The organism is Streptomyces abikoensis (assembly GCF_014648775.1).
GTDB lineage: Bacteria > Actinomycetota > Actinomycetes > Streptomycetales > Streptomycetaceae > Streptomyces > Streptomyces abikoensis.
The window spans coordinates 160,616-186,427 of the sequence record NZ_BMRT01000009.1; the positions used below are offsets into that span (position 1 = coordinate 160,616).

A 25,812-nucleotide genomic window follows, 5' to 3' on the forward strand; every position below is an offset into this window, starting at 1 on the left:
ATGACCATGGCCAAGCGCGACACCTACACGCCCGAATCGCTGCTCGCGGTCGCCGTCAAGGTGTTCAACGAGCGGGGCTACGACGGCACCTCCATGGAGCACCTCTCCAAGGCGGCCGGGATCTCCAAGTCCTCGATCTACCACCACGTCAAGGGCAAGGAAGAGCTGCTGCGGCTCGCCATAAGCCGGGCGCTGGACGGCCTCTTCGCGGTCCTGGACGAGCCGGGCGCCACCGGCGGACGGGCGGTCGACCGGCTGGAGTACGTCACCCGGCGGACCATCGAGGTGCTGATCACGGAGCTGCCCTACGTGACGCTGCTGCTGCGCGTCCGGGGCAACACGGACACCGAGCGCTGGGCGATGGAGCGGCGGCGCGAATTCGACCACCGCGTCGCCGGGCTGCTGAAGGAGGCCGCCGCCGACGGGGACCTCCGGCAGGACGTGGACGCCCGGCTGGCCACCCGGCTGCTCTTCGGAATGATCAATTCGGTCGTGGAGTGGTACCGGCCGGAGCGGGGCGGGGCCGCCACGAGCGACGAGGTGGCCGACGCGGTGGTCCACACGGCCTTCGCGGGCCTGCGCACCTACCGCTGACGCCCGACGCCCTCCGCCGCCCGCCGGCGGCGGCCGCGGCGCCCCACGGGCGCCCTAGCGGCCGTCGTCGAGCGGGCGGTCCTCCTTGAGGTCCGTCTCCTCGAAGACCAGCAGCGTCCGCGTGCTCAGTACCTCTTCGATCGCCTGGATACGGCTCAGGACGAGCTCGCGCAGGGCGCGGTTGTCCTTGGTGTGGACGAGCAGCAGGACGTCGAAGTCCCCGCTCACCAGGGCGATGTGGGCGGCGCCCGGCAGCTCCCGGAGCTTTTCGCGGACCGTGCGCCAGGAATTCTGGACGATCTTCATCGTGATGTAGGCCGAGGCGCCGTGCCCGGCCCGCTCCTGGTCGATCCGGGCGCCGAACCCCTTGATCACGCCGTCGTCGATGAGCCGGTTGATCCGCGCGTAGGCGTTGGCCCGCGACACGTGCACCCGCTCGGCCACGGACCGTATCGAGGCCCGGCCGTCCGTCTGGAGCATGCGCAGGATCGAGCGGTCTATGTCGTCGAGCGGGCGGGCGGGCGGTCTGCCGCCCGAAGTGGCCATCTGTTCGTCCGGCATACCGCCATGCCTCCCCTTCATGGACGTCCTGCCCATATCTCAGGTTGTGGAGAACCGTTTGTCCACAGGCTTGGGCCGCCTGTAGCCAAAAAGTGCCGACGACCGAACAATCGGTAGGGAGAGCGCAGGACGCTTTCCGGTCAAGCTCGTCCCAAGAGGAGGTGCTCGCCATGACGGTTCTGGAGCAGCCCGGCTCATACCGGCCCACCCCGCCCCCGGCCTGGCAACCCCGTACCGACCCCGCGCCGCTGCTGCCCGACGCGGAGCCGTTCCGGGTGCTCGGCACCCCGGCCGCCGGCGGGTGCGATCCGGCACTTCTGCTGCGGCTGTACGGGCAGCTCGTGCGCGGCCGCCGCTACAACACGCAGGCCACCGCGCTGACGCGGCAGGGCCGGCTCGCCGTCTACCCCTCCTCCACGGGCCAGGAGGCCTGCCAGGTCGCGGCGGCCCTTTCCCTGGAGCCGCGGGACTGGCTCTTCCCCAGCTATCGCGACACGCTCGCCGCCGTCGCCCGCGGCATGGACCCCGTGGAGGCCCTGACCCTGCTCCGGGGCGATTGGCACACCGGCTACGACCCGCACGAGCACCGCGTCGCCCCCCTGTGCACCCCGCTGGCCACCCAGCTCCCGCACGCGGTCGGGCTCGCGCACGCCGCCCGCCTCAAGGGCGACGACGTCGTGGCCCTCGCCCTGGTCGGCGACGGCGGCACCAGCGAGGGCGACTTCCACGAGGCGCTGAACTTCGCGGCCGTCTGGCGGGCCCCCGTCGTCTTCCTCGTGCAGAACAACGGCTTCGCCATCTCCGTGCCCCTCGCCAAGCAGACCGCCGCTCCTTCCTTGGCGCACAAGGCCGTCGGCTACGGCATGCCCGGCCGGCTCGTCGACGGCAACGACGCGGCCGCCGTCCACCAGGTCCTCACCGAGGCGGTCCACCGGGCCAGGTCCGGCGGCGGCCCCACCCTGGTCGAAGCCGTCACCTACCGCGTCGACGCCCACACCAACGCCGACGACGCCACCCGCTACCGCAGCGACGCCGAGGTCGAGGCGTGGCGCGCCCACGACCCCATCGCCCTGCTGGAGCGCGAGCTGCGCGACCGCGAGCTGCTGGACGACGCCGCCATACGGGCCGAACAGGACGCCGCCGAACGCATGGCGGCCGATCTCCGCGAGCGGATGCACCAGGACCCGGTGCTCGATCCGATGGAACTGTTCACGCATGTTTACGCCGAGCAGACTGCCCAACTGCGCGAGCAGGCAGCACAATTGCGTGCTGAGCTGACCGCCGCGGGAGAGCTCCCGGGCGCCCGCGCGGGCGGCCCCCAGGAAGGAAGCCAGCGATGACCACCGCGCCCGTCGAAACCGGCCGGAAGCCCGCCAGCATGGCGCAGGCGCTCGGGCGCGCGCTGCGCGACGCCATGGCCGAGGATCCCGCGGTCCACGTCCTCGGCGAGGACGTCGGCACCCTGGGCGGCGTCTTCAGGATCACCGACGGGCTGGCCAAGGAGTTCGGCGAGGACCGCTGCACGGACACGCCCCTGGCCGAGGCCGGCATCCTCGGATCGGCCGTGGGCATGGCCATGTACGGCCTGCGGCCCGTCGTGGAGATGCAGTTCGACGCCTTCGCCTACCCCGCCTTCGAGCAACTCGTCAGCCACGTCTCCAAGATGCGCAACCGCACGCGCGGAGCCGTGCCCATGCCGATCACCGTCCGCGTCCCCTACGGCGGCGGCATCGGCGGCGTCGAGCACCACAGCGACTCCTCCGAGGCCTACTACCTGGCCACTCCCGGCCTCCACGTCGTCGCCCCGGCGACCGTCGCCGACGCCTACGGGCTGCTGCGCGCCGCGATCGCCTCCGACGACCCCGTGATCTTCCTGGAGCCCAAGCGGCTCTACTGGTCCAAGGCCGACTGGGACCCGGACCACCCCGACGACGTGCCGGGCATCGGCAAGGCGGTCGTCCGCAGGCGAGGCACGTCCGCGACGCTCGTCACCTACGGGCCGTCGCTGCCCGTCTGCCTGGAGGCCGCCGAGGCGGCCGTGGCGGAAGGCTGGGACCTGGAGGTCGTCGACCTCCGCTCACTGGTCCCCTTCGACGAGGAGACCGTCTGCGCGTCCGTACGGCGGACCGGGCGCGCGGTGGTCGTCCACGAGGCGACCGGATTCGGCGGCCCGGGCGGGGAGCTGGCCGCCCGCATCACCGAGCGCTGCTTCCACCACCTGGAGGCACCGGTGCTGCGCGTCGCGGGCTTCGACATCCCGTATCCGCCGCCGATGCTGGAGAAGCACCATCTGCCGGGCGTGGACCGGGTCCTGGACGCGGTGGCACGGCTGCAATGGGAATCGGAATGGACCCCTGACGAGGATGAGAGTGGTGCGCGCTGATGGCGGTGGTGCGCGAGTTCACGCTGCCCGACCTGGGCGAAGGCCTCACGGAGGCGCAGGTCGTCCGCTGGCTGGTGAAGGTCGGTGACGTGGTCGCCGTCGACCAGCCCGTGGTCGAGGTCGAGACGGCCAAGGCGATGGTGGAGGTGCCCTGCCCCTACGGGGGCGTGGTCACCGCCCGCTTCGGTGAGGAAGGGGAGGAACTGCCCGTCGGGGCACCACTGCTGACCGTGGCGGTCGGGGAGGCGGCCCCCACGGCTCCGACGGCTCCCACGGACGGCGTGGGCAGCGCGGAGGCCGCGTCGGCGGCGACGCCGGCCGGCCAGGAGGGATCCGGGGCGTCCCCGGTGGACGGCGGCGAGGCCACCGGGGCCAGGGCCAACGGCGAGGAGGGCTCGGGCAACGTCCTGGTCGGCTACGGCACGCAGGCCCCGGCGGCACGCCGCCGCCGGGTCAGGCCGCCGGCCCGCGAGACCGGACGCCCGGCCGAGCGGGCACCCGCGCCCACGGCCGTGGCGGTGATCTCCCCGCTCGTCCGGCGGCTCGCTCGGGAACGCGGCGTGGACCTGACCCGGGTCCGGGGCACCGGCCCCGACGGGCTGATCCTGCGCGCCGACGTCGAGGAGGCGGCACTCACCGCGCTCACCGCGCAGGCCCCCCGCACCGCGCCGGTCGGCCAGACGGCGCGGCACACCGCCCGTCCCGAGACGGCCCGGCCCGCCCGCCGCGCCTCCGGCGGGCGACGGGTGCCCGACGGCCTGCGCGTACCGCTGCGCGGCGTACGCGGCGTGGTCGCCGAGAAGCTCAGCCGCAGCCGCCGCGAGATACCCGACGCCACGTGCTGGGTGGACGCGGACGCCACCGAGCTGCTGGCCGCGCGCCGGGCGATGAACGCGTCCGGCGGCGCCAAGGTGTCCCTGCTCGCCCTGCTGGCCCGGATCTGCACGGCGGCGCTCGCCAAGTACCCCGAGCTCAACGCGACCGTGGACACCGAGGCCCAGGAGATCGTCCGGCTTCCGGACGTCCATCTGGGCTTCGCCGCCCAGACCGATCGCGGCCTGGTCGTGCCCGTGGTGCGCGACGCCAACGCGCGCAACGCGGTCGAGCTGTCCGTGGAGATGGCCCGGCTCACCGAGGCCGCGCGGGCGGGCAAGATCAGCCCGGCCGAGCTGGCCGGCGGCACGTTCACCCTCAACAACTACGGGGTGTTCGGCGTCGACGGCTCCACGCCGATCATCAACCACCCCGAGGCGGCCATGCTGGGCGTCGGCCGCATAGCCCCCAAGCCCTGGGTGCACGAGGGCGAGTTGGCCGTGCGGCACGTGGTCCAGCTGTCCTTCACCTTCGACCACCGGGTGTGCGACGGCGGCACGGCGGGCGGCTTCCTGCGGTACGTGGCGGACTGCGTGGAGCAGCCGGCGGTGCTGCTGCGGACGGTCTGATCGGGGCGGGCTGAGCCGGGCCGCCGGGGCGGTGTCGCCATACTCGACGGGTGACGGTTTTCGACGCGGTAGTACTGGCCGGCGGCGCCGCCCGGCGGCTCGGAGGAGCGGACAAGCCCGCCGTGCGGGTCGGCGGCCGGGCGCTGCTCGACCGGGTGCTGGGCGCCTGCGGCGACGCCGGGCGGACGGTGGTGGTCGGCCCCCGGCGGCCGACGATCCGGCCCGTGACCTGGGCCCTTGAGGACCCGCCCGGCGGCGGGCCCCTCGCGGGCCTCCACGCCGGGCTGCGCGAGGTCCGCGCGGAGCGGGTGCTCCTGCTCTCCGCCGACCTGCCGTTCCTGGCGGCGGGAGCGGTGCGCGGGCTGGTCACGGCCCTCGACGAAGGCGCCGACGGTGTGGCGGGGGCGGAAGGCGCCGTCCTCGTGGACGGGGACGGGCGGGAACAGCCGCTGGTCGCCGCCTACCGGGCGGAGGCGCTGCGGCGGGAGCTCGGGCTGCTCGTCGCCGAGCACGGCACGCTCGTCGGCCTGCCGCTGCGGCTGCTCACGGGCGAGCTGTCGCTCGCCCGGCTGCCCCACCCCACCGCCTCCTTCGACTGCGACACCTGGGAGGACATCAGCGAGGCCCGCGCGCGCATCAGGGACGATAGGCATGTGCTGGATGAATGGATCTCCGCGGTCAAGGCCGAGCTGGGCATCGAACTCGACGTCGACACGGCCGGACTCCTCGACCTCGCGCGTGACGCCGCGCACGGCGTGGCCCGTCCCGCCGCGCCCCTGACGACCTTCCTCGTCGGATACGCCGCCGCGCTGCGGGGCGGCGGCCCGGAGGCCGTGGCCGAGGCGGCCCGGGTGGCCGGTGCGCTGGCCGAGCGGTGGGCGGCGGAAGCGGACGGGAAGCCCTCATGAGCGGGCACGCGGGTGGTGGCCGCGACGGGGATGGCGAGGACGCGCTCGAGCGCGCCACGGCGGAGGCGCTGGCGCTTCTCGCGGGGCAGTCCCGGGCGCCCCGGGGCGGACGTCCCGGACATCCGGCGGAGGCGGCTCGGGCGACCGACGCGGCTGGGGCGGCCGGGGCGGCAGAGTCCGCCGGGGCGGTGGCCCAGGGACGGGACGAGCGGTTCCGCTTCGACTTCGACGCGGATCCGTTCGCGGAGCCGTTCGTACCGCCCGCAGCGGAGCGGGGGGTGGATACCGGTCGGCTCGATGTGCCGTTCGCCGGGGTGCGGTTCTATGACACGTTGTTCGCCCCCGACCCTGCGCCCCGAGCCCCCTTTGCCGGTAGCTCCGCGCCGACCGTGCGGATCCCCGTGCCCAGCACGGAGCCGGACCCCCGGACCGTGGCCGCGCACGGGGCCGCATGCCGCTCCGACGGCGCGGCTTCGCCCGCCGGTCAGCCCGACGCCGGTCAGCCCGACGCCGCTCCGGCCGACGCTGCTTCGGACGACCCCGCTCCGGCCGATCGCGGCCGCGCGGCGGCCAAGCGGAAGAAGCGCTCTGCTTCTGCCGGGCGCCGCCGGAGTGCCGGCGCTTCCACCGACGCCGAGTCCGTCGATCCGCCCGGTTCCGCTGCCGCGGCGGTGGATGCCGCCTCCACCCGTCGCGGCGCTGCCTCCGCGTCCCCTGACGCCGGCCCCGCGACCCCTGCGGACCCCGCACCGGCGGATCCCGACCCCGCCCCCGGCGCACCCGCCCCCGAGGGACCCACCCCCCGCGCCCCGAAAAGCCGCCCCGCGCATCCGCCCGCCACCCCCTGGGACGTCGCGCGGAACGTTGCCGGGTGGGCTGCGGTGGGGCGGAAGGAAGCCGAGACCCGAGTGGTGCCGCTCGGTGAGGCCCTGGGGCAGACGCTTGCCGGAGCGCTCGTCGCGCTGACCGATCTGCCCTCGTTCGACACCTCCGCGATGGACGGCTGGGCCGTCGCCGGGCCCGGGCCCTGGCGGTTGCCCGGCAGCGGGAGCCACCCCGGCATCCTCGCCGGGCAAGGCGGTGACGTGCGGCTCGGCGACGGCGAGGCCGTCGCGATCGCCACCGGGGCACGGGTGCCCCCCGGGGCCACCGCCGTGCTGCGCAGCGAGCACGGCGTCGTGCGGGCGCACGGGGAGCTGTACGCCGACCGGCATCCGACGCAGGGCCAAGACGTGCGGCCCCGGGGGCAGGAGTGCCGGGAGGGGGACGAGTTGCTGCCGGCCGGGGTCGTCGTGACGCCCGCCGTGGTCGGGCTTGCGGCGGCCAGTGGGTACGACGAGCTGCCGGTCGTGCCACGGCCCCGGGTCGAGGTGCTCGTCCTCGGGGACGAGCTGCTCCGCGAGGGGCTGCCGCACGACGGGCGGATCCGGGACGCGCTCGGGCCCATGCTCGGCCCCTGGCTGAGCGCGCTCGGCGCCGACGTCGTGGCGACGCGCCGCCTCGGCGACGACGCCTCGGCGCTGCGCGCCGCCCTGGAGGCGTCGGACGCCGATCTCGTGCTGACGACCGGCGGCACGGCCGCGGGGCCCGTCGACCATGTGCGACCCACCCTGCGCCTGCTGGGCGCCGAGCCCCTCGTCGACGGGGTCGCGGTGCGCCCGGGGCATCCGATGCTGCTCGCGCGCCTCGCGTCCGGCCGGCATCTGGTCGGGCTGCCCGGCAACCCCCTCGCCGCCGTCGCCGGACTGCTGACGCTGGCCGAACCGCTGCTCCGCGCGCTCGCGGGCCGTCCCGCGCGGCGGCCGTGCCGCGCCCCGCTCGCCGAGGACGTGCCCGGCCACGCCACCAGCACCCGGCTGGTGCCCGTGGTCCGCACGCCCGACGGGTACGCCCGGCCGGTGCGCTTCCACGGCCCCGCCATGCTGCGCGGCCTGGCCGCCGCCGACGCGCTGGCCGTCGTGCCGCCGGGCGGGCCGGGCCCGGAGGGCGAGGCCGAACTCCTCGCCCTGCCCTGGGAGGGCGACCGGTGAAGCTCCCCGAGCACGAGCCGCAGGACGAGCGGCACACGACCGACTCCCGCGTCCGCCTGCCCCGCTACACCGTCGCCCCGATACGGCAGGTGGGCCGGCGACTGCTGGTCGCGCTGCTGGTCATGGTCGCCACCGTCGCCATCGTCTACGGCGACCGCGGCGGCTACCACGACAACGCCGACGGCAGCGTCGGCTTCCTCGACGCCGTCTACTACGCCACCGTCACCCTGTCCACCACCGGATACGGCGACATCGTCCCGTACAGCGACAGCGCCCGGCTGTCGAACATCCTGCTCGTGACGCCGCTCCGTGTCCTGTTCCTGATCATCCTGGTCGGCACCACCCTCGAGGTCCTCACCGAGCGCACCCGTGAGCAGTGGCGGCTGGCCCGCTGGAGGTCCGCCTTGCGCGAGCACACCGTCGTCGTCGGCTTCGGCACCAAGGGCCGGTCGGCCGTACAGACCCTCTGCTCGGGCGGGCAGGCCCGGGAGAAGGAACGGATCGTCGTCGTCGACCCCAACCCCAAGGTCGTCGAATCGGCCACCGCCCTCGGTTACGCGGGCGTCATCGGCGACGCCACCCGCAGCGACGTCCTGCTGCGCGCCGAGATCCAGAAGGCCCGTCAGGTCATCGTCGCCACCCAGCGCGACGACACGGCCGTCCTGGTGACCCTCACCGCCCGCCAGCTCAACCGTGGCGCCAAGATCGTGGCGGCCGTGCGCGAGGAGGAGAACGCCCCGCTGCTGCGGCAGTCCGGCGCGGACGCGGTCATCACCAGCGCGAGCGCCGCCGGGCGGCTGCTGGGCATGTCCGTGATCAGCCCCAACGCCGGGACGGTCATGGAGGACCTCATCCAGCAGGGCAGCGGCCTCGACCTCGTCGAACGCCCGGTGGTCAAGGCCGAGGTGGGGCGCAGCGCGCGCGACACCGACGACCTGGTCGTCTCCGTGCTGCGCGGCCACCGGCTGCTCGGCTACGACGACCCCGAGGCCGGCACCCTCAAGGCCACGGACCGGCTGATCACGATCGTCCGGGCCCGCCCGGCCGCGCCGGAGGAGTGACCGGTTCCGCCGCGCGCGACGGGACGAACCGTCCCGCGTACCCGGGGAGTCGGCGTCCCCCGGAGTAGCCTCGCGGTCATGCATGCGATCACCATTCCCGTACCCGGCGGACCCGAGGCCCTGGTCTGGGCCGAGGTTCCCGACCCCGCGCCCGGCGAGGGGGAGGTCCTGGTCGAGGTCGTGGCCGCCGGTGTCAACCGCGCCGATCTGCTCCAGCGGCAGGGCTTCTACGACCCGCCCCCCGGCGCCTCCCCCTACCCCGGGCTGGAGGTCTCCGGCCGGATCGCCGCGCTCGGCCCCGGCGTGAGCGGCTGGACCGTCGGCGACGAGGTGTGCGCGTTGCTGGCCGGCGGTGGTTACGCGGAGAAGGTCTGTGTCCCGGTGGGGCAGTTGCTGCCCGTGCCCACCGGCATGGACCTCGTCTCGGCGGCGGCGCTGCCCGAGGTCACGGCCACCGTCTGGTCGAACGTCTTCATGATCGCCCACCTGGGGCCCGGTGAGACCTTCCTGGTCCACGGCGGCGGCAGCGGCATCGGCACCATGGCCGTGCAGCTGGCCAAGGCGGTCGGCGCGCGCGTCGCGGTCACGGCCGGCGGGGCGGAGAAGCTGGAGCGCTGCCGGGAGCTGGGCGCGGACATCCTCATCGACTACCGCGAACAGGACTTCGTCGAGGAGCTCCGCAAACTCACCGGCGGCATCGGCGTGGACGTCATCCTCGACATCATCGGCGCCAAGTACCTGGAGCGGAACCTCGACGTCCTGGCCGTCAACGGCCGGCTCGCCATCATCGGCCTCCAGGGCGGCCGCAAGGGCGAACTGGACCTGGGCAAGCTGCTCGCCAAGCGCGCGGCGATCACGGCGACCTCGCTGCGCGGCCGCCCGCTCGCCGAGAAGGCCACGATCGTGGCGGCGGTGCGCGAACACGTGTGGCCGCTGATCGCGGGCGGCCGGGTGGGGGCGGTGGTCGACCGCACCATGCCGATGACGGACGCGGCGGCCGCCCACCGCGTCGTGGAGGACAGCGCGCACGTCGGGAAGGTCCTGCTCACCCTCTGACGTCCTGACCGTTCACCCTCGTACGCCGCCCGGCGCGCCCCGCGCGCGGTGGCGTGTGAGGGTGGAGGGGTCCGTAGGGGGGTCTCCCGTACGGAGGTCGGCGACCATGAGCACCGGACCGCGAAGGGCGTTCCTTTTCGGCCTGACGATATCGACGGCGCTGACGCTCCCCTCGCCGGCGTGGGCCGACGACCGGGAGCCGACGGCCCCGGCGCCCTCGGTCCCGGCCGTGGCCACGACGACCACGGTGTTCCCGTCCGCGCCGCCCTCACCGGTGGCCGGTCTGCTGGCCGGCACCGTCGCGGGCGAGGGGCGGGGGCACCCCGGCCGTACGGAGACAGCGCCGTCCGCACCCGCCGGAGCCTCGCCCTCCGCGTCTTCCACGTCGGGCGGGACACCGGCCACGGCCGAGGGGCACCGGGCGTCCCCGCACTCGAACGCGCCGGGCGGCGCCGCTCCCGGGCCGGGGCGGCGGGAGGCCGTCGAGACGGACCGGGAGACGGAGCGGGTGATGCGGGTGCTCCCGCTGGGCACCGGCATGACGCTCACGGGGCTGGGACTGGGCTTCATCGCCCTCCGTTTGCGGCGCAGATAATCCGAAACACCGGTCGCTTCCGTGCGCCCCCTACGGTGGATCAGGCGTGTACGAGGGCATCAAGAGGGGGAAATCACCTGTGCGAGAGAATGGCGGCATGGATATGCCGAGGAATGAACGGTCGCAGGAGAGCCCGCACGTCCTGGTCGTCGGACCGGACGGCATGGCTCTCGGCAGCGCCAGCCCCGGCGGCGGGGAGGGCGACGACGAGCCGCGCGAGGTCCCGGTGACGGAGATGGTGGAACAGCCCGCCAAGGTCATGCGCATCGGAAGCATGATCAAGCAGCTGCTGGAGGAGGTCCGGGCGGCTCCTCTCGACGAGGCGAGCCGGGTCCGCCTCAAGGAGATCCACCACAGCTCGGTCAAGGAGCTGGAGGACGGCCTCGCGCCCGAGCTGGTGGAGGAACTGGAGCGGCTGTCGCTGCCCTTCACCGACGAGACGATCCCCACCGAGGCGGAGCTGCGGATCGCGCAGGCCCAGCTCGTCGGCTGGCTGGAGGGGCTCTTCCACGGCATCCAGACCACGCTCTTCGCCCAGCAGATGGCCGCGCGCGCCCAGTTGGAGCAGATGCGGCGCGCCCTGCCGGCCGGTGTCACCCTCGACGACGACCACGAGGGCCCGCAGCACGGCGGCGCCCGCTCGGGCCCGTACCTGTAACCGCGGACCGGTAACCCGGACCTGTGACGCGGTCCTGTGGTTCGGTCCCTGACGCGCGAAGGCCGGCCGGCACATCCTCTGTGCCGGCCGGCCTTCGCGTCACGGCGTCAGGAGCCGGACTCGCCCGTCGAGACCGTCAGGACGAACTGGTCGGTCTTCGGGTCGAACGGGTCGCCCGACTGCGGCTGCTGGGTCATCACGGTGCCCTTGCCCCAGGTGCTCTCGTTCACCTTGTCGACGCGGTACTTCCAGCCCGCCGCCTGCATGCACTCCTTGACGGAGTCGATGTAGATGTACTTGAAGTCCGGGGAGCTCTTCTTCGACTTGTCCTGGAAGCTGTCGTACGCCTTGGTGCACTTGTCCGGCTCGATGGTCTTGGACTTGTCGCCTTCCTTGACCTTCGCCTGGGCGCCGCCCGCGGTGCCGTTCGCGTTCCCGTTGCCGTTCCCGTTGCCCTTGCCCGTCCCGCCCGTGTTGCCGCCGGCCGAACCGCCCGAGGTGCCCGCGCCGCCGGCCGAGCCGCCGGTGGTGCTGCCGTTGCCGCCGCCGGGGTCGGCGGGGGCCGGGGCGGCCGAGCCGCCGCCGGTGCCGCCCGCGTTGGTGTTGTCCTTCTCGTGCCCGTTGAGCACGATGGCCACGATCACGCCGATGACCGCGAGCACGGCGACGACGCCCGAGCCGATGAGCACCGACTTGTTGCTCTTGCCGCCGGAGCCCGCGCCGCCGCCGGCGCCGACGGGCGCCGAGGGAGCCGCGTAGGCGGGCGTCTCCGCGTACGCGGGCGTCGCGTAGGCCTGGGGGCCCGGAGGGGGCGTGGAAGGCCCGTAGCCGCCGTTGTAGGGGCTCGCGGGGGTCGGGTGGGGCTGGTACGGGGTCTGGACGCTCTGCGGGCCCGGAGCGGGCGTCTGGCCGTCCACGGGAGGGAAGACCGCCGAGCCGACGCCGGCACCGCTGCGGGCCGGCGGGCCGCCCGCGATGATGATCGGCGCGGGCGCCGTCTGGGCGGTGCCCGCGACGCGCGCGCACTCGTCGCGCATGGCCTCGGCGCTCGGGAAGCGCTCGTTCGGGTTCTTCTTCAGGGCGCGCATGACCAGCGCGTCCACGGCCGGCGGGATCGAGCGGTTGATCGTGGAGGGCGCGACCGGCTCCTCCTGGACGTGCGCGTAGGCGATCGCCAGCGGGGAGTCCGCGTCGAAGGGCAGCCGGCCGGTCAGCAGCTCGAAGAGCATGATGCCGACCGAGTAGAGGTCGGAACGGGCGTCGACGCCGCGGCCCAGGGCCTGCTCGGGCGAGAGGTACTGCGGGGTGCCGACGACCATGCCGGTCTGGGTCATGGAGGTGACGCCCGACTGCATGGCGCGGGCGATGCCGAAGTCCATGACCTTGACCACGTTGCGCTTGGTCATCATCACGTTGCCGGGCTTGATGTCCCGGTGGACGAGGCCCATCTCGTGGCTGACCTCGAGCGCGGCCAGCACATCCGCTGTGATCTTGAGCGCTTTCGCGACGGGCATCGCGCCGTACTGGGCGACGTCCGCGTCGAGCACGGAGCGCAGCGGCTGGCCCTCGACGTACTCCATGACGATGTAGGGCATCGTCGACCCGTCCAGGTCGTCCTCGCCCGTGTCGAACACCGAGACGATGTTGGTGTGCGTGAGCTTGGCCACGGACTGGGCCTCGCGGCGGAAACGCTCGCGGAAAGAGGACTCGCGGCCCAGCTCGGTGTGAAGGGTCTTGACCGCGACCTGCCTGTCGAGCACCGTGTCGTAGGCCAGGTGCACCGACGCCATGCCGCCCTCGCCGAGCAGGTCGCGCAGCTGGTAGCGGCCCCGGCCGACAGATCGTCCCGCGTAGCGGCCCTGAGCGCCGTCCTGGCTCATGGTGTTGCTTCCCCCTCGGCCTCGGCGCGCTGCCTGGCAGTACTGGCGTCGCTGGAGTGGTTTCGTGACGCGCCCGGGGCGCGTGGATCCAGCTGTTCTCCGACGTATCCCGGCCAAGTCTGCCCGAGGCGCCGGGCACGTCAAGCCGCGTGCCCGTTCCGTGACCGGATGCGCGACAAGGTGTCACGGGATTTGCCTTGCTCGTACCGGTACGGGTTTGATAGCCGGTCCATCCCGGACCGGGACACGTCGCAAAGCCTGTAGCGTGCCCTAGCGGAAGACAGCTTTCTCGAGTGACCCCGCGCAATCGACTTCCGGTGAGAAGCGGCGGCGGCGGACCAGAGACGACGGCGAGGACTGATGGCACAGACGCAGAGCGCCCAGGGTCCGTCCGACCCTGACGCCAACGGGGGCGGAATGCCCGATGTGCCTGAAATGTGGGGTAACGGCGGGCTGGTCGGCGACGGCCGCTACCGGCTGACCCACCGGCTGGGCCGGGGCGGCATGGCGGAGGTCTTCGCCGCCGAGGACGTACGGCTGGGCCGTACCGTCGCGGTGAAGCTGCTCCGCGCGGATCTCGCCGAGGACCCGGTCTCCAAGGCGCGTTTCACCCGCGAGGCACAGTCCGTGGCCGGCCTGAACCACCACGCCGTGGTGGCCGTCTACGACTCCGGCGAGGACACCGTCGGCCGCAACGTCGTGCCGTACATCGTCATGGAGCTGGTCGAGGGCCGCACCATCCGCGACCTCCTGCTCAACGCCGAGGCGCCGCCGCCGGAGCAGGCGCTGATCATCGTGTCCGGGGTGCTGGAGGCGCTGGCCTACAGCCACCAGCACGGCATCGTGCACCGCGACATCAAGCCCGCCAACGTGATCATCACGAACACGGGCGCGGTCAAGGTCATGGACTTCGGCATCGCCCGCGCCCTGCACGGCGCGGCGTCCACCATGACCCAGACCGGCATGGTCATGGGCACGCCCCAGTACCTCTCGCCCGAGCAGGCCCTCGGCAAGACCGTCGACGCCCGCTCGGACCTCTACGCCACCGGCTGTCTGCTCTACGAACTGCTGGCCCTGCGCCCGCCGTTCACCGGTGAGACCCCGCTGTCGGTGGTCTACCAGCACGTCCAGGACACCCCCGTGCCGCCGTCGCAGGTGCAGCCGTCGGTGCCGCCGGAGCTGGACGGGCTCGTCATGCGCTCCCTCGCCAAGGACCCGGACGACCGGTTCCAGAGCGCGGAGGAGATGCGCGGGCTGGCCCAGTACGCGCTGCAGATGCTGCACGACGCGGGCAGCCACACGGGCCAGTGGAACACCGGCCCGGTCGACGAGGCCACCGCCGCCACCCAGGTCATGGGCGGCATGGGCCTCGGCGGCGGTGTGGGCGCCACGGCGGCCATGCCGCACTCGCAGCACGGCAACACCTCGCAGCAGCCGGTGATCCCGCGCCGCCAGGGTGCCGACGACGGCGGTTTCGACGGCTACAACGGCGGTTACAACGGCGGCCGCGGTGGCTCGGGCGGCGGCAGGGGCAAGACGTGGCTGATCGCCGCGCTCGCGGTGGTCGCGGTCGTGGCGGGCATCGCGTTCGTGGTCAAGGGCATGAACACGGGCACCACCGGCAACCACAAGACGAACACCGACAAGGTGTCCACCACCCCCAGCGCGCCGTCGACGCCCAGTGGCAGCGAGAAGCCCAGCAAGAAGCCGTCCAAGGGTCACACGTCCGACACGAACACCGGCACGGGCAGCGACAGCGGCGACTGGAACGACAACACCTGGGACCGCTCGCGCGAGCCCGCGGACGACTCGACCAAGCACCCGAGCAAGAAGCCGTCCGGCAATCCGTCGGACAACCCCTCGGGCGGCACGGACCCGTCGACCAACCCGTCCAAGACCCCGGACGACGGGAAGCCGCCGACCCACACGGCGGACCCGCCGGACAAGGGCACCCCGGGCACCACGAGCCAGGGCGGTGCCAACCAGGGCCCCGTCGGCGGCTGAGCCGACGCGCACGAGGCCGGACCCCATCGCGGGGTCCGGCCTCGCGCCGTTCGTGCGCTCGGTCCGCGCAAACGTCCGGTCCGTGAAAGCGCCCGGTCCGTGAAAGCACTCGATCCGGGAAGCGCCTCAGTCCGTGAAGGCGGCGCGCACCGACTCGTACGCGCTCGTCCACCACACCGCCAGCGCCGCCGAGGACGGGAAGCCGGGGTCGGCGCGGTGGTCGCGCAACTGGTAGCGCCAGCGCAGCATCCAGAAGTCGTTCAGCCGCTCCCACCACACCCGGTGGACGGCGGCGCCGAGCTCCGCCGCGTCCGCGCCGGTGACCCGGCGGTAGGCGCGCGCGTAGGGGCGTATCTTCGCCAGGTCCAGCGTGCCGTCCGGGCGCAGGAAGAAGATCACCGCGGCCCGTACGGCCTCCTCGGCGCGCGGCTGGACGCCCAGCCGGTCCCAGTCGACGATCGCGGCGGGCTCGGCGCCCCGGTAGAGCAGGTTGAGCGGGTGGAAGTCGCCGTGCACCCAGCCCCGGGCGGGGGTGGCGGCGGCGGGCGGGCGCCGGTGGGCGTGCAGCTCCAGCAGCGCGCGGCGCTCGACGAGGCGGTGCTCGGCCAGTTCGTCGAAGGAGTCGCGGGGGCGGCTGCCCTCCCCCTGGCGGACCAGGCCCAGGAGCTCCTCGATCAGCGCGAAGGTGTCCTCGGGGTCGGCCGCCGCGTCCGGGGCCGCTCCGGCGCCCTGGAAGGCCCTCTCAGGGCCTTCCATGACCTGCTCCAAGGTTTTGTGCACCCGGCCCAGCAGCGCGCCCAGACGGCGCGACTGGGCGGCCGTGAGCTCGCCCCCGTCCCGGTGCCGGCCCTCGATCCACGGGTGCAGCGCGTAGCAGCGGCCGCCGACGACCACGACGGTCTCGCCGGCGGCGGCCGCCACGGGCGGGGCGACGGGCAGGCCGAGCGCGCCCAGCCGGCGGGTGGCCTCGTGCTGGCGGGCGATGGCGTCCCGGTCGCCGTCCAGGTGGTGCTTGAGGAAGAAGCGGCCGCGCGTGGTGGTGAGCCGGTAGCCGCGGTTGAGCAGGCCCTCGGTCAGCGTGTCGCAGGTGACGGGCTCGCCGGCCCTGTCGTAGCGGCGCAGCAGGGCGCGCAGGGTGCCGGTGTCGGGTCCGGTGTCGGCTGGGGCATCGGCATAGGTGACAAGTGAGCGCGGCACGCCCCAAATGTTAGTTCACGCTGAGTGCGCGGGCCGTCGCGCGGGTACGCCCTCGAGGTGGTGCAGCGTGATGAACTGAGGTTCTATGCACAGGTATTCGGGAACGAAGGGCGCGTCGTCGGCGGAGTGGGGGGCGCGGCCGAACAGCCGGAGCTCCTCCGGGCCGGGTACGAAGATCCGCGCCGTGCCGACGAACTGGACGGTCCAGACGGATTCGTCGCCCTCCTCGCGGTCGGCGAGGTTGTCGGCGCCGTACGCCACGACGCTGCCGTCACAGGCCTGGGCGTAGCCGAAGCCGCCGTGCAGCCGCATGAGGACCTTGCCGTCGACGACGACGTGGCGGGCGACGGTGACGAAGGGCAGGGCGCGCATGCTCACCGAGACCCTGCCGTAGGGCGTGCGGGAGAGCAGTTCGAGCGCGCGGTACTCGTCCGCTCGGTATCCGTCGTGGGGCGCGGTTGGCATGGGCACCACTCTGCCCTGCCGTCGCCCGCGTCTCGTAGGGGCCACCCGCCCCGGATGTCCGGGACCTAGGTCCCGTCGTTCGCGGCCAGCCGGGCCGCTCGCTAGCGCTTCTCCGCCTGGAGCCGGGCCACAAAGGCGGCGGCCTGGGAGCGGCGCTCCATGCCCAGCTTGGAGAGCAGGCTGGAGACGTAGTTCTTGATGGTCTTCTCGGCCAGGTGCAGCCGTTCGCCGATGGCGCGGTTGGTCAGGCCCTCGCCGATCAGGTCGAGGATGCGGCGCTCCTGGTCGGTGAGGGAGGCGAGCCGGTCGTCGCCCCGGGAGCTCCTGCCGTCGCGCAGCCGCTCCAGGACGCGCGCGGTGGCCACGGGATCGAGCAGGGATTTGCCGGCCGCCACGTCGCGCACGGCGGAGAGGAGCTCATTGCCGCGGATCGCCTTGAGGACATAGCCCGCCGCGCCCGCCATGATGGCGTCGAAGAGTGCCTCGTCGTCCGCGTACGAGGTGAGCATCAGGCATTTGATGTTTTCGTCCTGCGAACGGATCTCACGGCATACTTCTACTCCGCTGCCATCCGGAAGACGAACGTCCAGTACGGCGACGTCCGGTCTGGTGGCGGGAATGCGCGTCAGCGCGTCCGCGGCGGTTCCGGCCTCGCCCACGACTTCGATGTCCGGCTCCCCGGCGAGCATCTCGTGGACGCCGCGACGTACGACTTCATGGTCGTCAAGCAGAAATACCGTGATTTTTCCTTGTTCGCGCACGGTGCCAGTCTCGCACGTCAAGTCTTCCCCCGCCCTTGTCCGGCGGGATAACGTGCCCCCGTTCCGACGGCGGTTCGCAAGGCGCTGACCAGTGGATTGGCACTTCCATTGGCCCGGCTTTCTCGATTTACTTGGATTTCCAAGCAAAATCGCAGGTCAGGCGGGGTTTCGCAGGAATGCCTCGCACTGGGTAACGTGCTTATTGCAGGCCATTCGCCGGGGCAACCTGTCACGCCCGGTTCCGGCCTCGGCACACCCACCCCGTGTGCCGTCGGGGATCGAGCGAGCCTCTTCCCGCCTCACGGCGGGGAGACCCCCTCTGGCCGCCGGCGACCCCGGGGGCCGGACAGACGGAGGAGCACACGTGACCGTGGACAGCACTGCCGCGCGCAAGTCGCGACGCAGCGGCGGCAAGCGCGCCGTGGCCAAGAAGGCCACCGGCGAGCCCGAGCTCGTACAGCTGCTGACGCCGGAAGGCGAGCGGGTCGAGCACCCGGACTACTCCATCGACCTGTCGCCCGAGGAACTGCGGGGCCTGTACCGGGACATGGTGCTGACCCGCCGCTTCGACGGCGAGGCGACGACCCTGCAGCGGCAGGGCGAACTGGGCCTGTGGGCCTCGCTGCTGGGCCAGGAGGCCGCGCAGATCGGCTCCGGCCGGGCCACCCGCGACGACGACTACGTCTTCCCGACCTACCGCGAGCACGGCGTCGCCTGGTGCCGCGGGGTCGACCCCACGAACCTGCTGGGCATGTTCCGCGGCGTGAACCACGGTGGCTGGGACCCCAACGAGAACAACTTCCACCTCTACACGATCGTCATCGGCTCCCAGGCGCTCCACGCCACCGGCTACGCCATGGGCGTCGCCAAGGACGGTGCGGACTCCGCCGTGATCGCCTACTTCGGCGACGGCGCCTCCAGCCAGGGCGACGTGGCCGAGGCCTTCACCTTCGCCGCCGTCTACAACGCGCCGGTGGTCTTCTTCTGCCAGAACAATCAGTGGGCCATCTCCGAGCCCACCGAGAAGCAGACCCGCGTCCCGCTCTACCAGCGCGCCCAGGGCTACGGCTTCCCCGGCGTCCGGGTCGACGGCAACGACGTGCTGGCCGTCCTGGCCGTCACCAAGGCCGCCCTGGACCGCGCCCGCACCGGCGAGGGCCCGATGCTGATCGAGGCGTTCACCTACCGCATGGGCGCCCACACCACCTCCGACGACCCCACCCGCTACCGCCGCGACGAGGAGCGGGAGCTGTGGGAGGCGAAGGACCCGATCCTGCGCCTGCGCGCCCACCTGGAGCGCGAGGGCCTCGCCGACGAGGCGTTCTTCGCCGGCCTGGAGACCGAGAGCGACGCGCTCGCCAAGCGGGTCCGCGACACCGTGCGCGCCATGCCCGACCCCGACCACATGGCGATGTTCGAGCACACCTACGCCGACGGCCACGCGCTGGTCGACGAGGAGCGCGCCCAGTTCGCCGCGTACCAGGCTTCGTTCGCAGAGGAGACCAACTAGCCATGAGCGTCGAGAAGCTCACGATCGCCAAGGCGATCAACGCCTCCCTGCGGACCGCCCTGGAGACCGACCCCAAGGTCCTGATCATGGGTGAGGACGTCGGCAAGCTCGGCGGCGTCTTCCGGGTCACCGACGGCCTCCAGAAGGACTTCGGCGAGGACCGCGTCATCGACACGCCGCTGGCGGAGTCCGGCATCGTCGGCACCGCGATCGGCATGGCGCTGCGCGGCTACCGGCCGGTGGTGGAGATCCAGTTCGACGGTTTCGTCTTCCCGGCGTACGACCAGATCGTCACGCAGCTGGCGAAGATGCACGCCCGCGCGCTCGGCAAGATCAAGCTGCCCGTCGTCATCCGCATCCCCTACGGCGGTGCGATCGGCGCGGTGGAGCACCACAGCGAGTCGCCGGAGTCGCTGTTCGCGCACGTGGCCGGTCTGAAGATCGTGTCGCCGTCGAACTCCGCCGACGCCTACTGGATGATGCAGCAGGCCATCCAGAGCGACGACCCGGTCATCTACTTCGAGCCCAAGCGGCGCTACCACGACCGCTCCGAGGTCGACACGGCCGCGATCCCCGGTCCGCTGCACGCCGCGCGCACGGTCCGCGAGGGCACGGACCTGACGCTGGTGGCCTACGGCCCGATGGTCAAGACGTGTCTGGAGGCCGCCGCGGCGGCCGCGGAGGAGGGCAAGTCGCTGGAGGTCGTGGACCTCCGGTCGATCTCGCCCATCGACTTCGACGCGATCCAGCGTTCGGTGGAGAAGACCCGCCGGCTGGTCGTCGTCCACGAGGCGCCCGTCTTCTTCGGCTCGGGCGCCGAGATCGCCGCCCGGATCACCGAGCGCTGCTTCTACCACCTGGAGGCCCCCGTCCTGCGGGTCGGCGGCTACCACGCCCCCTACCCGCCGTCCCGGCTGGAGGACGAGTACCTGCCGGGCCTGGACCGTGTGCTCGACTCCGTCGACCGCGCGCTGGCGTACTAGGGACGAGGAAGAGTCGTGACGATGACCGCTAACACCCAGCGCTTCCGTGAGTTCAAGATGCCGGACGTCGGCGAGGGACTCACCGAGGCCGAGATCCTCAAGTGGTACGTGAACGTCGGCGACACGGTCGCCGACGGACAGGTGGTCTGCGAGGTCGAGACCGCCAAGGCGGCCGTGGAGCTGCCGATCCCGTTCGACGGCGTGGTGCACGAGCTGCGCTTCGGCGAGGGCACGACGGTGGACGTCGGCCAGGTGATCATCTCGGTGGACACCCAGCCCGGCGCGGGGCCCGCGGAGGAGGCCCCGGCGGCGGCCCCGGCCGCCACCGAGGAGCCCGAGCCGGAGCAGCAGGGCCGCCAGGCCGTGCTGGTCGGCTACGGCGCCGCCCCGTCCTCGACCAAGCGCCGGCCGCGCAAGGCGCCCGCCGCCGCGCCGGGCACGACCGTCGCCGCCGCGATCCAGGCCGAGCTCAACGGGCACGCGGCCGCCCCCGCCGCTCCCGTCGCCCCGGCCGCACCGGAGCCCGCTCCGGCGGCCGCCCCGGTGGCCGCCGCGCCCGCGTCGCCCGTTGGTGCCCGTCCGCTGGCCAAACCTCCGGTGCGCAAGCTCGCCAAGGACCTCGGCGTCGATCTGGCCGCGGTCGTGCCGACCGGCCCCGGCGGGGTCGTCACCCGGGAGGACGTCCACGCCGCGCTGACCGCCACGACCGAGGCCGTCGCCGAGCCGGCCGCCGCGGAGGCCGTGGCCCCCGCCGCCGTCGCCGCGCCCGCCGCGAGCGGCGCGCGGGAGACCCGGATCCCCGTCAAGGGCGTCCGCAAGGTCACCGCCCAGGCGATGGTCGCCAGCGCCTTCACCGCGCCGCACGTCACGGAGTTCGTCACCGTCGACGTCACCCGCACGATGAAGCTCGTCCAGAAGCTCAAGGCCGACCCCGACATGGCCGGTCTGCGCGTCAACCCGCTGCTGCTGGTCGCCAAGGCCCTGCTCGTGGCGGTCAAGCGCAACCCGGACGTCAACGCGGCCTGGGACGAGGCGAACCAGGAGATCGTCCTCAAGCACTACGTCAACCTGGGCATCGCGGCGGCGACGCCGCGCGGGCTGATCGTGCCGAACATCAAGGACGCGCAGGAAAAGACGCTCCCGGAGCTCTCGCGTTCGCTGTCCGACCTCGTGGCCACCGCGCGCGAGGGGAAGACGTCCCCGGCGGACATGTCCGGCGGCACCATCACCATCACCAACGTCGGCGTCTTCGGCGTCGACACCGGTACGCCCATCCTCAACCCGGGCGAGTCCGCGATCCTGGCCTTCGGCGCGGTCAAGCTCCAGCCGTGGGTCCACAAGGGCAAGGTCAAGCCGCGTCATGTCACCACGCTGGCGCTCTCCTTCGACCACCGCCTGATCGACGGCGAGCTCGGCTCCCGCTTCCTCGCGGACATCGCCGCCGTCCTGGAGGACCCCAAGCGCCTGATCACCTGGGCGTGACCGGACCGTCTCCGGAACCACACGGGCTTCCGGAGATGCATTCATAGGCCATATAAAACCGGCTCGGCGGTCCGGAAAACGGGCGGAAGGGCCGAGAGGCCACGTACAGGACAGAGGGCCCGGACGCTCTCTCCTCACCCCCCTCCAGTGAGGAGAGAGCATGGCGTCCGGGCCCTCTGTCCGTGTGCGGAGCGGCCTCGGGGCACCACCCCGGCAGAGGGTGGAATGGCCCGTGCTGGGCAATTTACTTAAGATTGACCGACACTTGCACTGTCGGATTGGGAGGCCGCTTTGAAGGCCGCGGTGGACCGCGCGGACGACGGTGAATCCATCAGCCGTCTGCTCCGGGCCTGGCGGGGCCGCGTCGACGCGCGAACGGTCCGTGAGCTGCGCGGGATTTTTCCCAGACCGGGGCGTCGGCTTTCGCAGGCGCATGTCGCGCGGATGACGGGCGTCAGCGAGGGCTGGTACCGCGCGCTGGAGGCCGGCCGTCGGCAGGACTTCTCCGAAAGGTTTCTGCTGAGGGTCGCCGAGGCCCTCCGGCTCAGCGAGGCGGAGACGCTCACCCTCTTCCTCGCCGTCTCCGGCCGCCGCCCGCCCGAGGCCGGGCGCGACCGCACGGATCTCCCCCGGGGCGTCCAGACCCTGCTCCACCAGCAGGTCACCTACCCCGCCTACCTCTCCGACGGCGCCTGGAACGTCGTCGCCGCCAACGCCCTCATGGGCGAGTGGTTCCCCTGGGTCCTGCGCCCCCGCCCCAATCTGATGCGCTGGGCGCTCCTCGAACCCGAGGCCCGCGAGCAGATGCTCGACTGGGAGGACTCCTGCGCCCGCGTCTACCTCGCCATGCTCCGCGTCGCCGCCAACAGCAACCCCGGCAACGCCGAACTGCGCGCCCTCGTCCAGGAGATCCTCGACTCCGACGCCGACTGCCGCCGTATCTGGGCCGAGGAGCACGACGTGGTCGAGCACCGCGACGGCCATGACTTCCGGCTGCGCCTGCCGTACCACGGGCACGCCGAGGTGCGCGTGACCAGCCATGTGCTGCTGCCCATACAGCGCACGGATCTGCGCTTCGTCTTCATCACTCCGGCGGACGGCTGGGCGGGCGTCGCGAGGTGACGTTTCGCCGGTGCGCCGGAGCCGGCTCCTAGACGGACGATCGTCCGCATCGCGGACAGGGTCTCATCACGCATCTGTGTTGTATCTATGCTGTGCGCATGCCGAGCGCCCCCACCGTCCAGAGCAGACGTCCCGCCGCCGCCGACCGTGTCTACGCGCATGTGAAGGACGCCGTACTGCAACGGCGTTACGAAGGCGGCACGCTCCTCACCGAAGGCGATCTGGCGCAGGCCGTCGGGGTCTCCCGGACCCCGGTGCGCGAGGCGCTGCTGCGGCTGGAGGGCGAGGGGCTGCTCAAGCTCTACCCGAAGAAGGGGGCGCTCGTGCTGGCCGTGTCCGCACAGGAGATCGCGGATGTGGTGGAGACCCGGCTGCTGGTCGAGAAGTACGCGGCGGGCAAGGCCGTACCGGCCCCGCCGGCGCTGATCGCCCGGCTGGAGGAGCTGGTGGACGAGATGCGGGAGCAGGCCGCGGCGGGCGATCTGAACGCCGTCTCCCGCAGCGACCGCGCCTTCCACGCGGAGATCGTGCGCAGCGCGGGCAACCGCATCCTCTCGGACCTCTACGAGCAGCTGCGCGACCGGCAGCTGCGGATGGGCGTGGCCGTGATGCACGCCCATCCCGACCGGATCGCCAAGAACATCGCCGAGCACACCGAGATCCTCACCGCCCTGCGCTCCGGGGACGCCGAGGCGGCGACGGACATCGTCCACCGGCACGTCAGCTGGGTGCGCAATCTCGCCCGAGGGGAGACCCGGTGAGCGCCGGCGGGGGCGCCGCACCGGGACTGCCCGGCGACCCACCCGGTGGCCGCCGGGCCGTGGTCGTCTGGGGCGTCGGCGTCACCGTCTACTTCGTCGCGATCATCTTCCGCACCAGCCTGGGGGTCGCCGGCATCGACGCCGCCGACCGCTTCCACGTCGGCGCCTCGGCGCTGTCGACGTTCTCCATACTCCAACTGCTCGTCTACGCGGGCATGCAGATACCCGTCGGCCTGATGGTCGACCGGATGGGCACCAGGAGGGTGCTCGCCCTGGGCGCGGTGCTCTTCACCACCGGCCAGCTCGGCTTCGCGTTCGCCCACTCCTACGGCGCGGCGCTCGCCTGCCGGGCCCTGCTGGGCTGCGGTGACGCCATGACCTTCATCAGCGTGCTGCGGCTGGGCGCCCGCTGGTTCCCCGCCCGCCGGGGCCCGATGATCGCGCAGGTGGCGGCGCTCATCGGGATGGGCGGCAACCTCGTCTCGACCGTCGTCCTGTCCCGGCTGCTCCACGACATCGGCTGGACGCCGGCCTTCGCGGGCAGCGCAGCCGCCGGTCTCGTCGCCCTGGCCCTGCTCCTGCTGTTCCTGAAGGACCACCCCGAGGGGTACGAGCCCGCCCCCGGCCCCCGCCCGGGCAAGGGCGCGGTGCGGAGGCAGCTCGTGGGGGCGTGGCGGGAGCCCGGCACCCGGCTGGGCCTGTGGACGCACTTCACCACCCAGTTCCCCGCGATGGTCTTCCTGCTGCTGTGGGGCATGCCGTTCCTGGTCGAGTCCCAGGGGCTGGGCAGGGACACGGCGGGCACCCTGCTGACGCTCGTGGTCCTGTCCAACATGGGCGTCGGCCTGGTCTACGGACAGGTCGTCGCCCGCCACCACGAGGCCCGGCTGCCCCTCGCGCTCGGCACGCTCGCGGCGACGGCCCTGCTGTGGGCGGCGGTCCTCTCCTGGCCCGGCGCGCACGCGCCGCTGTGGCTGCTGATCACCCTGTGCGTGGTGCTCGGCGCCTGCGGCCCGGCCTCGATGATCGGCTTCGATTTCGGCCGCCCCGCGAACCCTCCCGAGCGCCAGGGCACCGCCTCCGGCATCGTCAACATGGGCGGCTTCCTCGCCACCATCACGACCCTGCTGGCCGTGGGCGTCCTGCTGGACGCCACCGGCGGCAGCTACCGGATCGCCTTCTGCGCCGTCTTCGTCCTCCAGGCGCTCGGCTTGTCGCGGATCCTGCTGCTGCGCGGCCCGGCGCTGCGGCGCGAGCGGGAACGGATCGTGGCGTCGCGCGTGACGACCGTGCACGTACCGGTGCGGGACAACGAAGGCGGTGGACTGCGCGCCTGAGCGGCCTCACGGGCTCAGGGGGTGACCGCCGGGCTCAGGGGGTGACCGCGAACTCCCGGAGGACCGACCACGCCAGTTCCTGATCGCCCTCGGTCTTGATCCGGTCGGCCACCGCCTCCGCCCGGACGCGCCCGCACGCGAGGCGCACATACGTCTCCCAGTCCAGGATCAGTGTCGCCGTGGGCCCCAGGGAGACGCTGCCGTCGATCGTCCCCCTGCCGTGCGGGCCGACCCGCACGGTGCGCAGGAACTCCAGCGGGCCGTGCACGTCGAAGGCCACCGTCGCACCCGGCCGCGCCCCGGCGTCCTGGGCCACCACCTGGGGCAGCGCCGCCAGCAGCATGTCCCGGGCGATGACGGCGGCGGGCGAGTCGAGGTTGCCGGGGACGCCCAGGGCGCGGCGGAGGTCCTGCTCGTGGGCCCAGACGTCGAAGGCCCGCATGGCCAGCGTCCGTTCGAGCGTCCGCTCGCTGCCACCGCCCAGCGGCCAGCGGACGGTCGCCTGGGGGGAGCGGTGCTCGTTGCGCAACTGCCGGGACCGCCGGATGATCGTGTAATCCAGCTCCGAGGTCATCTCCGGCGCCGTGTGACAGCGCCGCACATCCACCTGGACCTCGATGTAGCGCGAGAACTCATCAGTGACGTGCCGCAGATCGCGCGGGAGGGTGTGGATCGGCCGTGGCTCGCCCAGCATTTCGCACTCCACGCCGATGATGTGCGAGACCACGTCCCGGACGGACCAGCCGGGACACTCGGTGGCCCGGTTCCAGTCACTCTCGGCCAGGGGGTTGACCAACTCGTGCACGGATTCGATGGATTGGGTCCAGGCGTCGATCGCGGGCTGAAGGCTGGGGTGGACTGTCACGGGCGGATCCCTCGGCGGTGCTGGGCGGCGGCTGCGGTGACGTGGCGGGCGACGGGCGACGGCGGGCCGCGGCGGGCTAGCGGCGGGCTGCGGGGCGAGCGAGGCTGTCGGGGTTCTCACTCGTTAAGTTACGCTGCGGACGGTCGCCACGGCAGAG

At 72.9% G+C, this 25,812-nt stretch carries 23 protein-coding genes; 17 read left to right on the plus strand and 6 right to left on the minus strand.

Annotated elements, in window-relative coordinates; translation table 11 throughout:
• Entirely contained in the window at window positions 1-594 is a 594-nt protein-coding gene (locus IE096_RS25560) for a TetR/AcrR family transcriptional regulator (RefSeq protein ID WP_189455597.1), read from the plus strand.
• Between the two features lie 54 nt (window positions 595-648).
• Here IE096_RS25560 and IE096_RS25565 read toward each other — a convergent pair whose 3' ends face one another.
• On the minus strand, window positions 649-1,155 hold the full coding sequence (locus tag IE096_RS25565; protein WP_126914994.1) for an Lrp/AsnC family transcriptional regulator: 507 nt from the start codon (window positions 1,153-1,155) through the stop codon (window positions 649-651).
• A gap of 170 nt (window positions 1,156-1,325) precedes the next feature.
• Between IE096_RS25565 and pdhA (IE096_RS25570) the strand changes: the two genes are divergently transcribed.
• From pdhA (IE096_RS25570) to IE096_RS25610, 9 genes are all read left to right on the plus strand, one after another.
• Window positions 1,326-2,495 carry a pyruvate dehydrogenase (acetyl-transferring) E1 component subunit alpha gene (gene pdhA, locus IE096_RS25570; RefSeq protein ID WP_189455599.1) on the plus strand — a complete coding sequence of 390 codons (1,170 nt, stop codon included), beginning with the start codon at window positions 1,326-1,328 and terminating at the stop codon, window positions 2,493-2,495.
• On the plus strand, window positions 2,492-3,538 hold the full coding sequence (locus tag IE096_RS25575) for an alpha-ketoacid dehydrogenase subunit beta (RefSeq protein WP_189455601.1): 1,047 nt from the start codon (window positions 2,492-2,494) through the stop codon (window positions 3,536-3,538). Before pdhA (IE096_RS25570) ends, IE096_RS25575 begins: the two co-directional genes overlap by 4 nt.
• Entirely contained in the window at window positions 3,538-4,980 is a 1,443-nt protein-coding gene (locus tag IE096_RS25580) for a dihydrolipoamide acetyltransferase family protein (RefSeq protein WP_189455602.1), read from the plus strand. Before IE096_RS25575 ends, IE096_RS25580 begins: the two co-directional genes overlap by 1 nt.
• A 50-nt stretch (window positions 4,981-5,030) precedes the next feature.
• Entirely contained in the window at window positions 5,031-5,888 is an 858-nt protein-coding gene (locus IE096_RS25585; protein ID WP_189455603.1) for an NTP transferase domain-containing protein, read from the plus strand.
• 671 nt (window positions 5,889-6,559) lie between these two features.
• Complete coding sequence (locus tag IE096_RS25590; protein ID WP_229820625.1) at window positions 6,560-7,918, plus strand: molybdopterin molybdotransferase MoeA; 1,359 nt, start codon at window positions 6,560-6,562, stop codon at window positions 7,916-7,918.
• Entirely contained in the window at window positions 7,915-8,979 is a 1,065-nt protein-coding gene (locus tag IE096_RS25595) for a potassium channel family protein (protein ID WP_189455604.1), read from the plus strand. The genes IE096_RS25590 and IE096_RS25595 overlap by 4 nt, the downstream gene beginning before the upstream one ends.
• 78 nt (window positions 8,980-9,057) lie before the next feature.
• Entirely contained in the window at window positions 9,058-10,035 is a 978-nt protein-coding gene (locus IE096_RS25600) for an NAD(P)H-quinone oxidoreductase (RefSeq protein ID WP_189455605.1), read from the plus strand.
• A gap of 106 nt (window positions 10,036-10,141) precedes the next feature.
• Window positions 10,142-10,630, plus strand: a complete 489-nt coding sequence (locus IE096_RS25605) for a hypothetical protein (protein ID WP_189455606.1) — start codon at window positions 10,142-10,144, stop codon at window positions 10,628-10,630.
• Between the two features lie 97 nt (window positions 10,631-10,727).
• Window positions 10,728-11,288 (plus strand): bacterial proteasome activator family protein, encoded by a 561-nt coding sequence (locus tag IE096_RS25610; RefSeq protein WP_308430377.1) that lies wholly within the window; start codon window positions 10,728-10,730, stop codon window positions 11,286-11,288.
• Between the two features lie 107 nt (window positions 11,289-11,395).
• Here the strand turns inward: IE096_RS25610 and IE096_RS25615 are convergent, their stop codons facing one another.
• On the minus strand, window positions 11,396-13,168 hold the full coding sequence (locus IE096_RS25615; RefSeq protein ID WP_189455607.1) for a protein kinase domain-containing protein: 1,773 nt from the start codon (window positions 13,166-13,168) through the stop codon (window positions 11,396-11,398).
• 360 nt (window positions 13,169-13,528) lie between these two features.
• Here IE096_RS25615 and IE096_RS25620 point away from each other — a divergent pair, with 360 nt between their 5' ends.
• Window positions 13,529-15,172: a protein kinase domain-containing protein gene (locus IE096_RS25620; protein ID WP_189455610.1), complete on the plus strand. Its 1,644-nt coding sequence runs from the start codon at window positions 13,529-13,531 to the stop codon at window positions 15,170-15,172.
• Between the two features lie 126 nt (window positions 15,173-15,298).
• Here IE096_RS25620 and IE096_RS25625 read toward each other — a convergent pair whose 3' ends face one another.
• From IE096_RS25625 to IE096_RS25635, 3 genes are all read right to left on the minus strand, one after another.
• The gene (locus IE096_RS25625; protein WP_189455612.1) at window positions 15,299-16,369 is read right to left on the minus strand and encodes a phosphotransferase; all 1,071 of its coding nucleotides are present in this window, start codon (window positions 16,367-16,369) and stop codon (window positions 15,299-15,301) included.
• Between the two features lie 15 nt (window positions 16,370-16,384).
• The gene (locus IE096_RS25630; RefSeq protein WP_189455614.1) at window positions 16,385-16,834 is read right to left on the minus strand and encodes a pyridoxamine 5'-phosphate oxidase family protein; all 450 of its coding nucleotides are present in this window, start codon (window positions 16,832-16,834) and stop codon (window positions 16,385-16,387) included.
• Between the two features lie 101 nt (window positions 16,835-16,935).
• On the minus strand, window positions 16,936-17,595 hold the full coding sequence (locus IE096_RS25635) for a response regulator (RefSeq protein ID WP_189455616.1): 660 nt from the start codon (window positions 17,593-17,595) through the stop codon (window positions 16,936-16,938).
• A gap of 364 nt (window positions 17,596-17,959) precedes the next feature.
• Between IE096_RS25635 and pdhA (IE096_RS25640) the strand changes: the two genes are divergently transcribed.
• From pdhA (IE096_RS25640) to IE096_RS25665, 6 genes are all read left to right on the plus strand, one after another.
• Window positions 17,960-19,105 (plus strand): pyruvate dehydrogenase (acetyl-transferring) E1 component subunit alpha, encoded by a 1,146-nt coding sequence (gene pdhA / locus IE096_RS25640; RefSeq protein ID WP_189455618.1) that lies wholly within the window; start codon window positions 17,960-17,962, stop codon window positions 19,103-19,105.
• Window positions 19,106-19,107: 2 nt separating this feature from the next.
• Window positions 19,108-20,088 (plus strand): alpha-ketoacid dehydrogenase subunit beta, encoded by a 981-nt coding sequence (locus IE096_RS25645; RefSeq protein WP_189455620.1) that lies wholly within the window; start codon window positions 19,108-19,110, stop codon window positions 20,086-20,088.
• Window positions 20,089-20,109: 21 nt separating this feature from the next.
• Complete coding sequence (locus tag IE096_RS25650; protein WP_189455833.1) at window positions 20,110-21,570, plus strand: dihydrolipoamide acetyltransferase family protein; 1,461 nt, start codon at window positions 20,110-20,112, stop codon at window positions 21,568-21,570.
• A gap of 303 nt (window positions 21,571-21,873) precedes the next feature.
• Entirely contained in the window at window positions 21,874-22,692 is an 819-nt protein-coding gene (locus IE096_RS25655) for a helix-turn-helix transcriptional regulator (protein ID WP_229820626.1), read from the plus strand.
• A gap of 98 nt (window positions 22,693-22,790) precedes the next feature.
• Window positions 22,791-23,453: a GntR family transcriptional regulator gene (locus IE096_RS25660; protein WP_189455624.1), complete on the plus strand. Its 663-nt coding sequence runs from the start codon at window positions 22,791-22,793 to the stop codon at window positions 23,451-23,453.
• Window positions 23,450-24,790 carry an MFS transporter gene (locus IE096_RS25665; protein ID WP_229820608.1) on the plus strand — a complete coding sequence of 447 codons (1,341 nt, stop codon included), beginning with the start codon at window positions 23,450-23,452 and terminating at the stop codon, window positions 24,788-24,790. The genes IE096_RS25660 and IE096_RS25665 overlap by 4 nt, the downstream gene beginning before the upstream one ends.
• A 34-nt stretch (window positions 24,791-24,824) precedes the next feature.
• Here IE096_RS25665 and IE096_RS25670 read toward each other — a convergent pair whose 3' ends face one another.
• On the minus strand, window positions 24,825-25,655 hold the full coding sequence (locus IE096_RS25670; protein WP_189455626.1) for a maleylpyruvate isomerase family mycothiol-dependent enzyme: 831 nt from the start codon (window positions 25,653-25,655) through the stop codon (window positions 24,825-24,827).
• Window positions 25,656-25,812: the final 157 nt, after the last annotated feature.